This is a genomic window from Streptomyces sp. NPDC050416 (genome assembly GCF_044458845.1).
Classification (GTDB): Bacteria; Actinomycetota; Actinomycetes; order Streptomycetales; family Streptomycetaceae; genus Streptomyces.
The window spans coordinates 13355-26223 of sequence record NZ_JBITII010000018.1 but is presented as its reverse complement, the minus strand read 5'-3'; the positions used below and the strand labels follow the sequence as shown (position 1 = coordinate 26223).

Sequence of the window (12869 nt, the reverse complement as noted above, 5' to 3'; positions counted from 1 at the left end):
TCCAGCGTGTGGACGCAGGGGTCACCCGTGGCCTTGCTTAACTGATCGTTTCAGAATGAGTCAGTCGCGGATCTTGTGCTCAGTGATCTTGTCCGACAGGGTGTCCAGGTGCGTGTTGATCTTGTTCTGGACGACCTGTGGGATCGTGTGGCTCCTCTGCTGCCCCCGGCTCCTGAACGGCGCCACCGCCATCCCGGTCGGCTGCGCGTTCCCGACCGGGCGGCCCTCGCCGGCGTCATGTACGTGCTGCGGACCGGCGCGGAATGGCGCGACGTCCCGGCTGAGACTGTGGGCTGCTCTGGGGTGACGGCCTGGCGCCGCCTCCGGGACTGGACCGAGGCTGGCATCTGGTCTCGCCTGCACGCCGCTCTGCTGACCGAGCTGCGCCACGCCGACCTGCTGGGCTGGACGACTGCGCCGTGGACGGCTCGCACATCCGGGCGCTCAAAGGGGGGCCACGTCGGACCCTCCCCGGTCGACCGCGCCCGTCCCGGCTCCAAGCATCATCTGATCGTGACCGCCACGGAACGCCGCTGGGCGTCACCCTCACCGGCGGCAACCGGCACGACGTCACCCAGCTGCTTCCGCTGCTGGACGCGGTCCCACCAATCCGGGGACTCCGAGGACGGCCTCGTCACAAGCCTCGACGCCTCTATGCCGATCGTGGCTATGACTTCGACAAGTACCGCCGCCTGCTGTGGAAGCGTGGCATCAAGCCGATGATCGCCCGCCGAGGGGTCGCCCACGGTTCCGGTCTGGGCAAGGTGCGGTGGGGTGGTTGAGCGCGCCTTCGCATGGCTGCACTAGTTCAAACGGCTTGGATCCGATACGAACGACGCACCGAGCTACGCGACCGAGGGATCGGCTTCACCTCGCTCCACGAGAACCTGGACACCACCACCCCCGGCGGCCGGCTCGTCTTCCACGTCTTCGCCGCCCTCGCGGAGTCATCCGTCCCTCATCGTCATCGGCACCAACGATGGCCTGGCCGCCGCCCGCGACCTGCTGCCCGACCCCGGCCGCTCCATCACCTCGATCGCCAAGCTCCTCGGCGTCTCCCCGGGCACTCTCTACAATCACACCTCTGCGCGAACTGCGCGCTGGCGCCGTCCCCCGTCAGCTTGAAGCTCACACGAGGTAGGCGAACCCCAGCAAGATCGTTCTCACCGGAATTTCCTGTACCTCAACTACTCACCCCCGGAGTCTCCCACTGCCCCCTGGCCACCCCGTCCGTGTCCGGTACGACGGCGCACCAGTCGCCCAGCGCCGCATCGGCCAGCATGAGGGAGAAACCGTCATCCGTGACCTCGGAGAGTGTGTCGGCTCCACCGGGGTAGTTCCGGTGGGCCAGTTCGCCGTGCGGCAGCGGGGCCACGAAGGCGGTGAAGTCGTCTGGCAGCAGCTCCGCTCTAGGGTTCAGCTCCGGCTCGGTGGCCACGCAAACCAGCGACCGCGGCCGCAGTAGCCGGGCCACTTCGGCTGTGCTCTCCGGCGTCGCGCGGAACCATCTGCATCCGTGAGCGCCGTACGCCCAGCGCTCGCAGACCAGGGTCAGGCGCTCGGACGCCTCCGCCACCCTCGCCCAGAAACCCGCGTCCGCGACGGTGTGGACGGGGTCCGAGACCTCTATGGGTTCAGGAGCCGCGTCTCGCCACAGGAACGTCACGCCCTCCCCATGGAGTCCCGCCAGATCGGCGGCCACCGCTGGTGTGGTGTAGAGGTGTACCGCTCCGTCCCATCCCGACTCGATCTGAAGTCTCCCAGGTGCGGCGAGCTGACAATACGGCCCGCGCCCGGCTGCCATTCCCTCGGCGAGACCTATCGCTTGCGGCGGCCGGACCTCCGGCCTCGTAGAAGCGCAGCGCTCGTTCGTTGTCTTCGAGTACCCACAAGACGGCCTGTGCGTAGTCCGCCTGTCCGAGAGTCGTCAACGCTGCCGCCGTCAATTGCTTTCCGATCCCAGCGCCCCAGACCTCGGGCATCGCGTAGAGCGTGCCGATTTCCGCGGTGGCAGAGCTCTCCTCAGACGCGCTGAAACTTGCGAACCCGACGATCCCGGCCTCGGTTTCGGCTACCAGCACTCCCGACGATGGCCACTGTGTCGCTGCGATACGTGACTTCCAGCCGGACTCTTCGTGGCTTGGGTCCATGGCGTCGAGGTAGTGCTGCGGAACAAGACCGGCAATGGCCACCTGCCAGGAGCGCACGTGGACACTAGCGACCGCCGAGGCGTCATCAGGCCCTGCCTGTCGAATCCGCATGGCTGGTCATTCTTCAAGGCTCCGCGCACCGGGCCAAGTTCTTTTGCCGAGGGCACTGTCGAGTGCTCGGCTGCCCGTTCCAGCAGTGCCCGCGCAGAGACCGCGTAGCGGATGGCAGTCTTCTCGTCGATACCGAAGACGAGCGCGAGGTGGAGCGGGTCGGCGCCGTGGGTGAGGGCCTCTTCGAACTGTCGGTCGACGCGGAGCCGTTCCAGGGTGGCGGTGAGGTTGCGGGTGGCCCGGGTGGTCCAGAGCTTGCCGGCCGGGCCGAGTTCGACGGCGGTCTTCTGGGTGATCAGCAGGTGAGGGTTGGCCGTGTTCGGCCAGCGGTTGCGGCGATGGTCGAGCCAGTCCAGGACCGCACGGCGGGTGAGGTCGTCGAGTGGGCGGACGTGACCGTCGACGGTGATGCGCCTGTTGCCCAGGTCGACGCCCTCCAACTGCGTCGGCCGTGCCGCGTGGACGGCGGCCAGGGCGACGATGAGCCGGATGTCCGGGGTGGTGGCGGTGGCGGTGGCGGTGGCGATAGCCTCGTCGATGTCCGCCTGGACGAGGGCTTGGAGGACGCCGCCGGTCTGTCGGGGGACACTGATGCGGATCGTGGGGTTGCGGAAGATCTGGCCGTTCTTCTTCGCGTGTCGGAACAGTGACACGCAGGGCGACGATCCGGCTTTCGCGCTGTTTGCCGGTGACAGCGTCCCGGACCGCGATGATGTCTTCCCGGGTGACCTCTCGCAGGTGGTCGTAGCGGCTGGACCACTCCAGCAGCACCGGCTGGAGCTCGCCGAGGTAGGCCCATGCCGTATGCCGGGAGCGAGGTTCGGACCGCGGGCCACCGTCGAGGAGAGTGCGAACCCAGGCTTCGACGGCGCGATGGATACCTGGGGGCATCCCGTCGAGTTTCCGTTTCCAGCCACCGGTCGACGGCGGGGGCCCGGTCGTCGGCGAACACGCCGAGACGGTCGAGGACTTCGGCGGTCCGCACGAAAGAAAGCCCACGGACTCGCAGGGCCGGGAAAAGCTCGGAGTATCGGATCGGCTCGCCTTCGCGGAGGCATGGCAGCACGATGACCAGGGCTCGGTTCACGTCGCTGGCGATCCAGCGGCTCCAGCCGCGGGACTCTCCCAGCGCCCGAGCGGCCTGCCGGGCCCGGACCAGCCAGGGGTTGGCCAGGTCGGCATGGAATTCCCGGTCGAACCGGCGGAAGCCCCGAGTGGCAGTGAACAGCGTCAGTTGCGTCGACGTGTTGATCACGCGGTGTGGTTCGGGAACCGGCGGTGGCTTCAGCACGCGCCGCCCGGCCTTGCCGACCCGGGGCCCGCCGTTCTTGGGCCGCTGGAGGTTCGCGAAGAACAGCTGCTGGCAGGTCACCCGCCGCAGGTACGGCTCGATCACCGAAGCCTTGCCGCTGGCCTTGATCGCCCACGTCGCCTGCGCCCGGCAGAGGCGGCGGTAGCCGTGCTTGTCATCGACCGGGACCTGCCGCCTGCAGCCGACGCACTCGCCGACGGCGTGCAGCTGGCCGTAGGTATAGCAGCCGCGGCAGAACCGGCCGGGCAGCTGCCCCAGGCGAAACAGCCCGAGCAGGAGGCCGCCGGCTTGTTCTCGCTGATCTTCCCCATGGTGATGGTGACCAGGTCACATCGGTGGCAGGGAACGGCCGTCGCGGCGCTTGGGCACGACGGCCGGGGCCACCATCGAGCCGGTCGTGGCCTCCTGGACTCCAGGCTGCTGACCTGGGCGGCTGACCTTCCCGGGCTCGGGAATTAGCAGATCGCCGATCTCGCAGCCGAGCACGACACAGATCACGTCCAGGTCCTCCAGCTTGAGGGAGACCGGCTGGCCTGACCACAGGCCGGACATCTTCCCGGCCGAGATCACCAAGCCGTGTTCGGCCAGGCTCCGCTGGAGCTCGGACGCCTTCCAGATCCCCTTGTTTGCAGCGGTCAGCCGCAGGTTCCACTTCGTCCCATCAGTCCTTCCAGCCGTTTCGCGGCCCGCTGCTGCCCGGTCACCCAGGCGTCCTCGACCCGGCTCTGCTGGACGTGGTTGTACCGCATCGTGGTGGCGATCCAGGAGTGTCCGAGGACCGCTTGGATCCCGAGCAGATCAAGACCTCCCCTCACGCCTGCACCGCACCCGCACCGACCTCTCCCCCACCGACGTCCCCCTCCTGACGATGCCGTCGCCATGAGTGCCTGTTCTGAAGTCTTGGCTGCTGATCTGCCGGATGTAGGTGCTGTTCGGTCTCTTGGATGGGCCTCGCTGCCGCGAGGGGCTGCCCGGTGGCGGGCCGGGGGATTCGGAGGCCTCTTGATGAGGGTTATCGCAGGTCAAAGCGGTCTTGGAGGTTTTCCTGCGTCGGTCTGGGACCGTTCCGTGGGCTGGGGGAACAAGTAGTTCTCCAGGACGTCCAGTCCGAACAGCATGAGCACGATCAGCACCGGCAGAAGCAGAGGAACCACGACCATGACGGCCTCCCGATGGATCGGTGATCACGGGACCGCGGTGCACGGACTCCTGGCCAGACTGGTCCAATCGGGGGAACGGCGCTCGCTCGGTGCGTGAGTGTGTGGGCCGTTCGGGTGGCGTGTGGCTGTATCGAGGCCGGCCGCTGGCACGAAGTCCGAGATCAAGTTTGACGGGGCCGTGCCGTTGTCCGAGCCGTGCCGGTTGGACCCGCGACACTGGTGCAGCGTGTTACAGACGCCGGCCGGCGCACCGTCGGCGAACCGGGCACGGCCTCTACGTGCGGTAGGCGCCTGCGGCTGCAACCGGATGAGTGAAGGGGCTGGTCCACACGAGCTGCGCCGGACGGAGCCAGCCATGATCACGGCGCACCCTTCGCTCCTGCGGGAGCTGGTCGAACGATGCGAAGCGTTCCGGCATCCTCTGGCCGCCGACAACAGCGCTGAGACCGCCCGCCAGCTTGAGGACGCCACCTACACACTGTGTGGTCACCGGCGCCCGCCAGCTGGACACGGCACGGCTTGTCGCCCGCCAGCAGATGGCCGAGGCCATGAGACCAGAACCCGCGCTGGCCGCGGCCTGAAGATGCGCGGCACTGTCCCAGACCCACACCGAGGCGGAGTGATCAGACAGCTTCTGCAGATGGCCTCCAACTGGCAGGGTGTCAGCCTCTGGGACCTCGTCCGTTTTTCAGGTGAACCTACCGCTTTCATGAGGATAGGCGCTGGACATCCTCCTATGCTCTTATCCGGCACGAGCAGTACAAACACGGGGTGCCTGCTCTCTTTTGGGCTCGTTGACCGTCGGGGGTTCGTATGAGGCCGGGACAGGCCGGTTGGTGGGGCTCGTTGCGCGCCGTTCGTATCGGCGGGTCAGCGGCGGCATGTGGGTGGGGCAAGGCTCTGGGGCTGGGATGCGTGCTTGCAGCCACGGTGAGCGCGAGCGCGACGGCGGTGCTGTTCCTTCCAGTCGGCGTAGGAGTGCCGGCTGCGCATGGTCTGGCCGCCCTTTCTCTGCTCGGGCGTGCCAGGACGGTTGCCGGAAGGGTGCGTCTTCGCCTCGCGCTCTTTGCGGGTTCTGTGGCAGCGGGTGGCCTTCACCACGTCGTCATCAGTCAGCTCCCTGCCTCTCGAGGGGGGCCCGCTGGTGGGCTCCACGTCGTCCTCCAGGTGCTGGCGGTCACCGGAATCGTCCTGTGTCTGGTGGTGGCCATCGCCGGACTGGTGATCGCGGTTGCGGACCGCGGGGCGACGCTGATCTGGCTGCGACGAGTACTGGACGGATGGATGATCGCCGGCTCCCTGCTCACACTGGGCTGGGTGCTGCTGCTGCATCGTGCTGACCAAAGCGGCGATGCCTTCGGGTCCTTGCAGGATCTGGCACGCGTGGCGTCGGACATCGTGGTCTTTGGACTTCTGGTGGCACTGCGTTACTCCGTGAAGCGTCCTGAGCGCACAGCGACAACGGTAGCCGCCTTGGCCCTCATCGTGTTGACCGCAAGCGACATGCTGCGCATCCTCATGCCGGCCCCCGGCACCTGGTACGGCATTCCTTGCGCGGCGGCCTGCTCGATCACTGGCCTGCTCCTCATCGCCGTGGCCCCATGGCTGGCCGGAGGCAGCAGCGTCGTGGACGTCGATCAGCGCATCATGCCCGTTGTCGGGGTCGTGGCCGCTTTCGTGCCCGTGGTCATCTGCGTCCTGGCCTTGACAGCTCACACCATGGCCGGAGGCCGCACCGACATGGTCCTGCTGGTCCTGGCAGGTTTGCTGCCTATCTCGCTCGGTATCCGCCAAGGCATCATCCACGCCGATCACCTGCGTATCACTCGCGAAGTCACCACCCGGGAGGCGCTTTACCGCGCCTTGGTCGACGGCACCCGCGACGTGATCACCATCGTCAGCCTGGACGGCCGCGTGCTCTACGTCAGTCCTGCCGCCCACCACATCTTCGGCTACCGGCCTGAGGACCTGCTGGGTTCCCGTCTGCCCCTGTACTGCCACCCCGACGACCTGACGCCGCTGATGCAAAGTGTCGAGGCGCTGCGGCAGGAAGCTGCATCAGGCATCCCCGGTCCGGGCCGCCGCGTGTCCTGCCGGGTCCGCCACGCCGACGGACGTTGGCGCCACGTCGAATCGACGGTCAGCCACCACACCGAGGGAATGATCTTCAGCAGTCGCGATGTGACCGACCGGGTCGCCCAGCAGGAACAGCTCGAGCACCTGGCCTTCCACGACGCGCTCACCGGACTGCCCAACCGGGCCTTGTTCGCCGACCGAGTCGCGCATGCCCTGCGCAAGCGGACCACTCGCACAGCCCCGCCCGCAGTGCTCTTCATGGACCTGGACGGCTTCAAGGCTGTCAACGACTCGGCCGGACACGCGGTGGGCGACGCTCTTCTGATCCACGCCGCCCGCCGGATCCAGGCATCCGTGCGGGCGGAAGACACCGTAGCCCGCCTCGGCGGTGACGAGTTCGCCGCCCTCCTGGAGGGAGAGGCCGGGGCACACCCCTCACGTGCCCAAGACGTCGCCGAGCGCATCCTGTCTACCCTGACACAGCCATACCAGATCGCAGGCAGAGAGGCATTCGTCTCGGCCTCCATCGGCATGACGGTAGCCCTCCCGGGCGTCACACCGGACGAACTCCTCCACCAAGCCGATGAAGCCATGTACGAGGCCAAGAGAGCAGGCAAAGGCCGCATCCGCACGCACATCCCCCAGCCCCGCCAGACCCGCCACAGTCCGTCACCCGAGGCCAGCCACACGGCCACCCCCCTCCATGCGCCAGACCAACCGGCAGCACACGGCCTGGGACAGTGACCGCGTGCGACGGCTTCACCGTGCTGCGGGAGGCCTCCCAGTGCACCAACATCAAACCCAGCAGTCATACAGGACGCATGCGGTCGGCCGCAGCGGGAAGGCCGCATCGCGCCGACTCAGTACCCGTCAGCGATTTTGATCGTCAGGAGGCGGTGCTCATCAGCTTCCGGGGCACCGTGCACTGCAGCCGCTGCTGGATCGCTCGCACAGCGTTCGCGTAGGCATCGGCGAGATCACCGGTGTTGATGGCCGTCACATGACCGGTGAGCCGATCGAGCACTTCAGGCCGTGTGCCGTAGTCGCTGCCCGGGAAGAGCGGATCGAACGACGAGCGCTTATCCGAGCACGTCTCGCCCCAGGTGGAACGGACTCCGCGTCACGGCCTCCGAACACGCCGTGCCACCTTTCGCCCCAACGCCTGCCCCGGCGCTTCGATGTATCGGTAAGTCAGTACGCACAAGGGCAGAAGCACGGCGTAGAAGGCCAACTCGAGCCAGGGCTTGTTCTCCTGCCAGCGGCCGATCGTGCCGTCGGTAACCGCCAACAGGACTGGATGAACCAAGTAGACCGAATAGCTGATCGTCCCGAGCCACGTCAGCCAGCGCGGTAGCTGGCGCCGACGACACGCCAGCCCAACGCCGAACGTGAACACGGCCAGTAGAAACGACACGATCCAGGCGCGCCGCGTGAAGTTGGACCCATCACCGTAGCTGTAGGCCGCCCATACCGCACAGGCCACCACGACGATCGCGGTGAAGGCTGCATACCTCCAGGTGCTCTGACCGCTCTCGGCTCGGTACACAGCGGTGCCCAAGAACATGACGGCAAGAATCACCAGCCCCTCCCACATGGGAACCGTGCTGTTGAAGGCGACCAGCACGAGCCCCAGCACGCCACCCAGCACGCCACCCGACACCCGTAGCGCGGCTGATGTGCCGCTCGCACAGCAGATGGCGACCGCCATGGCGGTCGCGGCGACGGCCACCAGCGGGCCGGTTCCGACCCCGTCGCTGAGAGCGGACACAGGCAGCGCACTCGCCAGGGTCACGCTCACAGCCGCCAGCACCGCCAGGGTCACGGCGACCGGTGCCGACCGCTGATGACGCCTCAGCGAGAAGAGCGCCACCACCAGCAGGTAGAAGGCCATCTCGTACGAGAGCGTCCAAAGGACAAGCAGGAGGTTGGGCGTTCCCAGCAACTCCTGGAGCAAGGTGACATGGGCGGCGGCCACCGTGGCGAAGCTTTGCCCGTCGAAGTCACGGATCTGGGCGATTCCCAACGCGTTGGCGGCAAGCACCGCGGTGACGACAGCAGCCCATAGTGGGTAGATGCGGAAAATCCGTCCAATCCAGAATGTCCGCACGCAACCCCGTCGCTCAAGCGAGGCGGGAATGATGTAGCCACTCACGAGAAAGAACACCATGATGCCGTACCGGCTGGTGTTGAACTCAGGCATCAACTCGTGCCGGAACTCGGCCATGAAGGCGTATGACGAGTGGTCGAACACCACGACGAGTGCCGCGATGCCGCGCAGCGCGTCCAACAAGCCCAGCCTTGATAAACGGGCAGACGGCACGGGTGAGGGTAATCGCATCGATGCAGAGGGTGAAGACACCAGCGCAGGATCGACACCATGGGGGGCTTCCATACCCACCTTCACGTCCGACGCATCGCCGGTGTTCAACGCAAGCCGATCATCCATGACTCGAGATGAGCCCGAAGCCCGAGTAATAGTCAAGAACTGTGGATCGTTGAAGTTATCGCCCGATACTCCGGTGCCATCGGATCTCGCCTTCGTGCCATTCGTCGGTGGGTGTGAGCCCGGCGAAGGTGGCGACGGCGGCGGATGCTCGATGTTCGGGGTGGATGCGGGCGACGACGGTGTGCACCGGCTGCCGGCTGAGCCAGTCGACGAGTCCTTGGGCTGCTTCGGTGGCGATGCCTCTTTCCTGCCACGGGGTGCCCACCACCCAGGCGATCTCGGCGATGAGTCCGTGGCCGGAAGGGCCGACCGTCGCCTGGACGGTGCCCGTCAGGCAGGACTCGTCGCGCAGCCGGATCACCCAGTTCAGCCAGGAGACGGCCGGGTCGGGCGAGCCTGCGGTCATGCGCTGGAAGCGCGAGCGCAGGGCTTGCGGGGTGTCCGGAGTGCCGCCGATGAAGGTGTGCAGGACCGGGTCGGACAGCACCGCGGCCATCTCCTCGGCGTGTTCGACGTGCAGCGGCAGCAGGTCCAGCCGCCTGCTGCTGATGTCCTGGGCCGCGAGGGTGCTCACGCCGCGACCGCCTCGGGGCGTTCGACGAGCCGGCCGCGTTCGAAGCGGGCTCCGGCCCGGACGAGGGCGACGAGGTGGGGCGCGTTCACCGCCCGCCACCGCTGCTGGGCGGACTCGACGAGTTTGAAGACCATGGCCAGGGCGGCGGTGCGGGAGCCGGCGCCGCGGGTGACCTTGGTCCGCAGCCGGACGGTTGAGAACGTGGACTCGATGGGGTTGGTGGTCCGCAGGTGGATCCAGTGCTCGGCCTCACAGGTCAGTGCGTTTACCCTGGGGGAACGACTGTGAGGCTCACAGACCTCACAGGCTCGGACGACGTGACACCACGGCGTGTGTGTCCGGTGACAGGGCACCTGGGCCGATTGCATCGAAGTTGGACCGCTGGGAAGGCGGCAAAGAATTCAGAAGCGGCTGCGGGTCCCCGCGTGGAAGACGCCCCACCGGTACCGGCCGGAGTCGGAGTAGTGCATCCGGGCCACGACCAGGGCCTCGCCGACCAGTTCGAGTTCGCTCGCGCGCTCTTCCCGACGCCAGAGGCTGGATCGCCGGTTGGCCGCCTCGTCCTTCGTTTCGGTGACCCGGAGCGGTCGCCTTCCTCCAGGCGCCAGTGACGCCGCACGTCTTCCGTGTCGCGAACCGATCCCCCATGAGCTTCTCCCCGTGCCGCGTGCTCACCCCGTGGCACGCCAGCGAGCACATGCCACGTCGTCCCCACTGGACCCTACCGACCAAGGTCAGCAGCTACGCCGTGCGATCTGGCGGTAGTTTGCCCTCGTGGCCACCAGGAGGGCCGCGCGGCCGTGCGCGAAGTCGGCGTAGTCCCTGTTGTGGATGGTGAGCTCCTCGGGCACCCGTACCGTCGCGGCCTGGGCCAGCCGCTCGACCAGCCGGGCCGCCCGGCGGGGGTCGATGTCCCTGAGCATCTCCAGCACTTCGAGATCGGCCTCCGCTGGCGGGCGCCACTGGTGCACGGGGATGCGCCCCGCCAGCTCGGCGGCGTCCACGAGCGGGACCGAGCGGATCAGCTGCCAGTATCCGGACCAGTCCCCGGCGCGCGCCAGCCGCCGGCCCTTCACGGCCGGCCGCTCCGGCGGGGGCAGCCGGGCGGGCACGGGTGTCGGGTCCCACCCGTACACGGACACCGTGACGGCGGGCCGGTACACCGCGTTCCGGAGCGAAACCTTCGGGGAGCGCCGGTCGGCTTCCGGGTCCGGCGGCAGGCCGGCCGCGCGCAGGGCGTCGTCCTGGCGGTGCAGCGCGCCCCGCAGGCGGCGTTCGTAGCGGTCGGGGGCCCGGCGGCCAGGCGCCGGAAGACGGTGACGCACTCCGCTCCGGCCGTGACGGCCTGGGCCGCGCGGCCCGCGGAAACGAGGGCGTCGCGCAGCAGCCCGAGCGCGGTCGCCAGTCCCTCCTCCTGGGCGTGCGGATCGGCACGGGCCAGCCGGCGGTAGATCTCGACGCTCTCCTGCGCCGCGGCGACGGCTTCGTGCGGCCGGCCGGCGGCGGCGAGTTCGCCCACCAGGTTGATCAGCGCGATAGCGAGGTAGGCCTGGTGGGAGCCCGGATCGATGGTCGTCAGCTCCCGCCACAGGGCGACCGCTTCCGCGGTGCTCCGGGCGCCCTCTCCCGCGTCCCCGGCACCGGCGTCGCGCAGGGTCAGCGCCGACGCATTCGTCAGGGCGATCGCGAGACCGGCTCTGGCCCGCGGGTCGGTCCGCATCCGGTCGCGGTAGCGAGCGATCGCCTCCTGGCTGGCCCGGTACGCCTCCTCCCAGCGGTGGGCGGATTCCAGCTGCAGGGCGTGGTTGGCCAGGGCGGTGGCCACGTCAAGGCCGTACTGCTCGGGGTCTGCATCCGCGAGGCGGCGGAAGGTGGCCACCACCCGCTGCTGCGCCGCGAGCGCCTCGTCGTCGCGGCCGAGGTCGGAGAGGTGGTGGGCGTAGTTGGTCAGGAACCGGGCGACGTCCTCCTCGTAGGAGTCCGGGTCGGCGGCGGCAAGGTCCTCGAAGAGGCCCACGGCCTGCCGTCCTGCCTCGGCGGCCTCCTCGTCACGGCCCAGCGACTGGAGGTCGCTGCCGTGGTTGACGAGGATGCGGGCCTGCTCAGCGCGGTCCTCGCCGGCCAGCGCGAGCCGGTGCTCCAGCAGCCGTACGCGGAGCAGGGCCCGGCCGGTGACCAGGTCGTCGGGCACCGGGTCGGGGATGTGGGCCGCGACCGTCAGCAGCAACTCCGGCGCGGCATCGGTGAGCTGGGCCAGCGCCACGAGGAAGGCGTTGCCGGCGGCCACTGCGCGGGCGGGGTCGGCGCGCAGCAGCGGGTAGAGCAGGTCCCGCCCGACGTGCGGCCACCGGGCTGCCGCGGCGGCGAGCGTGGTGAGTGCCCGGCCGGGCCGCCGGACCCGGCGCACCGCCTCGGTGGCCGTGCCGGAGGCCCATCGCTGCGCGGGGTAGTCGGCGGTGTGGCCCGGCAGGGTGAGGGCGAGGAGGTCCTCGGCCAGTCGGTCCGGGTAGAGCGGTTCGAGTACGGACTTCCCCGCCGCGGCGTCAGGTGGCGGGTAGCACACCGCATGGTCGGCGAGCACGTCGGCGGTGGGGTGCCCGAACTCCAGGGCGTCCACGAGCATGGTGCCCTCGGCGACCGGCTGGGTTCCGACCAGCGACGCGGTGTACACGGCGCGGTTCATCACCGTCGGCGGGGTGCCGATGCGCCCGTGTCTCCTGCCGGTGTGCATGCGGGCCCAGTCGAGCTGCTCACGGTCGAGGAGGTAGACAGTGAGCCCTTCGAGACTGACGGGGCCCGGGTTTCGGAGTGGGGCGTCCAGGCCACAGGCGTCCGCGTCCACCGCGACCAGCGCGGCCATGTGCACGACCAGCGTGAGAGCGAACGCGTCGTCTGTCAGGTCGACGCGCTTTGAGGGCGGATCGATGCCGTACCGGTCGGCGAAGACGTCCCGGGCGGCGCGGAACATCGTGGTGCGCGCGCCGGGCCCGTCGGCGTCCAGCGGCGGCAGGGCCTGGGACGACGCCGAGACCTGGTTGTT

The 12869-nt window shown here is 68.6% G+C and carries 13 protein-coding genes and 3 pseudogenes; 5 read left to right on the top strand and 11 right to left on the bottom strand.

Annotation, left to right across the window (positions count from 1 at the left end):
• Nucleotides 1-60: 60 nt before the first annotated feature.
• A complete protein-coding gene (locus ACIBL4_RS37695) occupies nucleotides 61-192 on the bottom strand; it encodes a hypothetical protein (protein ID WP_399416425.1) in 132 nt (43 codons plus the stop codon).
• On the opposite strand from ACIBL4_RS37695, the pseudogene ACIBL4_RS37690 reads away from it, so the two are divergent.
• Nucleotides 127-804, top strand: a pseudogene (locus tag ACIBL4_RS37690) (IS5 family transposase); the annotation flags it as partial. The gene ACIBL4_RS37695 and the pseudogene ACIBL4_RS37690 sit on opposite strands and share 66 nt — an antisense overlap.
• A 41-nt stretch (nucleotides 805-845) precedes the next feature.
• Nucleotides 846-1141 (top strand): annotated as a pseudogene (locus tag ACIBL4_RS37685) (recombinase family protein); the annotation flags it as partial.
• A 42-nt stretch (nucleotides 1142-1183) separates the two neighbouring features.
• Here ACIBL4_RS37685 and ACIBL4_RS37680 read toward each other — a convergent pair.
• Nucleotides 1184-1702 carry a hypothetical protein gene (locus ACIBL4_RS37680; RefSeq protein ID WP_399416423.1) on the bottom strand — a complete coding sequence of 173 codons (519 nt, stop codon included), beginning with the start codon at nucleotides 1700-1702 and terminating at the stop codon, nucleotides 1184-1186.
• Nucleotides 1635-2261: a GNAT family N-acetyltransferase gene (locus ACIBL4_RS37675; RefSeq protein WP_399416318.1), complete on the bottom strand. Its 627-nt coding sequence runs from the start codon at nucleotides 2259-2261 to the stop codon at nucleotides 1635-1637. The genes ACIBL4_RS37680 and ACIBL4_RS37675 overlap by 68 nt, the downstream gene beginning before the upstream one ends.
• Nucleotides 2262-2323: 62 nt before the next feature.
• Between ACIBL4_RS37675 and ACIBL4_RS37670 the strand changes: the two genes are divergently transcribed.
• Nucleotides 2324-2911 (top strand): hypothetical protein, encoded by a 588-nt coding sequence (locus tag ACIBL4_RS37670; RefSeq protein ID WP_399416317.1) that lies wholly within the window; start codon nucleotides 2324-2326, stop codon nucleotides 2909-2911.
• A gap of 989 nt (nucleotides 2912-3900) precedes the next feature.
• Here ACIBL4_RS37670 and ACIBL4_RS37665 read toward each other — a convergent pair.
• Both ACIBL4_RS37665 and ACIBL4_RS37660 read right to left on the bottom strand, forming a co-directional pair.
• On the bottom strand, nucleotides 3901-4281 hold the full coding sequence (locus ACIBL4_RS37665; protein WP_399416418.1) for a helix-turn-helix domain-containing protein: 381 nt from the start codon (nucleotides 4279-4281) through the stop codon (nucleotides 3901-3903).
• Nucleotides 4209-4388 carry a hypothetical protein gene (locus tag ACIBL4_RS37660; RefSeq protein WP_399416316.1) on the bottom strand — a complete coding sequence of 60 codons (180 nt, stop codon included), beginning with the start codon at nucleotides 4386-4388 and terminating at the stop codon, nucleotides 4209-4211. The genes ACIBL4_RS37665 and ACIBL4_RS37660 overlap by 73 nt, the downstream gene beginning before the upstream one ends.
• Nucleotides 4389-5040: 652 nt before the next feature.
• Here ACIBL4_RS37660 and ACIBL4_RS37655 point away from each other — a divergent pair.
• Nucleotides 5041-5550, top strand: a complete 510-nt coding sequence (locus tag ACIBL4_RS37655; protein WP_399416313.1) for a DUF5133 domain-containing protein — start codon at nucleotides 5041-5043, stop codon at nucleotides 5548-5550.
• A 350-nt stretch (nucleotides 5551-5900) separates the two neighbouring features.
• Nucleotides 5901-7553 carry a diguanylate cyclase domain-containing protein gene (locus tag ACIBL4_RS37650; RefSeq protein ID WP_399416312.1) on the top strand — a complete coding sequence of 551 codons (1653 nt, stop codon included), beginning with the start codon at nucleotides 5901-5903 and terminating at the stop codon, nucleotides 7551-7553.
• A 142-nt stretch (nucleotides 7554-7695) separates the two neighbouring features.
• On the opposite strand, the gene ACIBL4_RS37645 is transcribed toward ACIBL4_RS37650, so the two are convergent.
• From ACIBL4_RS37645 to ACIBL4_RS37620, 6 genes and pseudogenes are all read right to left on the bottom strand, one after another.
• A complete protein-coding gene (locus ACIBL4_RS37645) occupies nucleotides 7696-7833 on the bottom strand; it encodes a hypothetical protein (RefSeq protein ID WP_399416311.1) in 138 nt (45 codons plus the stop codon).
• A 96-nt stretch (nucleotides 7834-7929) separates the two neighbouring features.
• Nucleotides 7930-9147 (bottom strand): acyltransferase family protein, encoded by a 1218-nt coding sequence (locus ACIBL4_RS37640; protein ID WP_399416417.1) that lies wholly within the window; start codon nucleotides 9145-9147, stop codon nucleotides 7930-7932.
• Nucleotides 9148-9310: 163 nt separating this feature from the next.
• Nucleotides 9311-9829, bottom strand: a complete 519-nt coding sequence (locus tag ACIBL4_RS37635) for a GNAT family N-acetyltransferase (protein ID WP_399416310.1) — start codon at nucleotides 9827-9829, stop codon at nucleotides 9311-9313.
• A pseudogene (locus ACIBL4_RS37630) lies at nucleotides 9826-10077 on the bottom strand (IS256 family transposase); the annotation flags it as partial. The gene ACIBL4_RS37635 and the pseudogene ACIBL4_RS37630, both read right to left, overlap by 4 nt.
• A gap of 486 nt (nucleotides 10078-10563) precedes the next feature.
• A complete protein-coding gene (locus tag ACIBL4_RS37625; RefSeq protein WP_399416309.1) occupies nucleotides 10564-10941 on the bottom strand; it encodes a hypothetical protein in 378 nt (125 codons plus the stop codon).
• Nucleotides 10902-12797 carry a hypothetical protein gene (locus tag ACIBL4_RS37620; protein WP_399416308.1) on the bottom strand — a complete coding sequence of 632 codons (1896 nt, stop codon included), beginning with the start codon at nucleotides 12795-12797 and terminating at the stop codon, nucleotides 10902-10904. The genes ACIBL4_RS37625 and ACIBL4_RS37620 overlap by 40 nt, the downstream gene beginning before the upstream one ends.
• Between the last annotated feature and the right edge of the window lie 72 nt (nucleotides 12798-12869).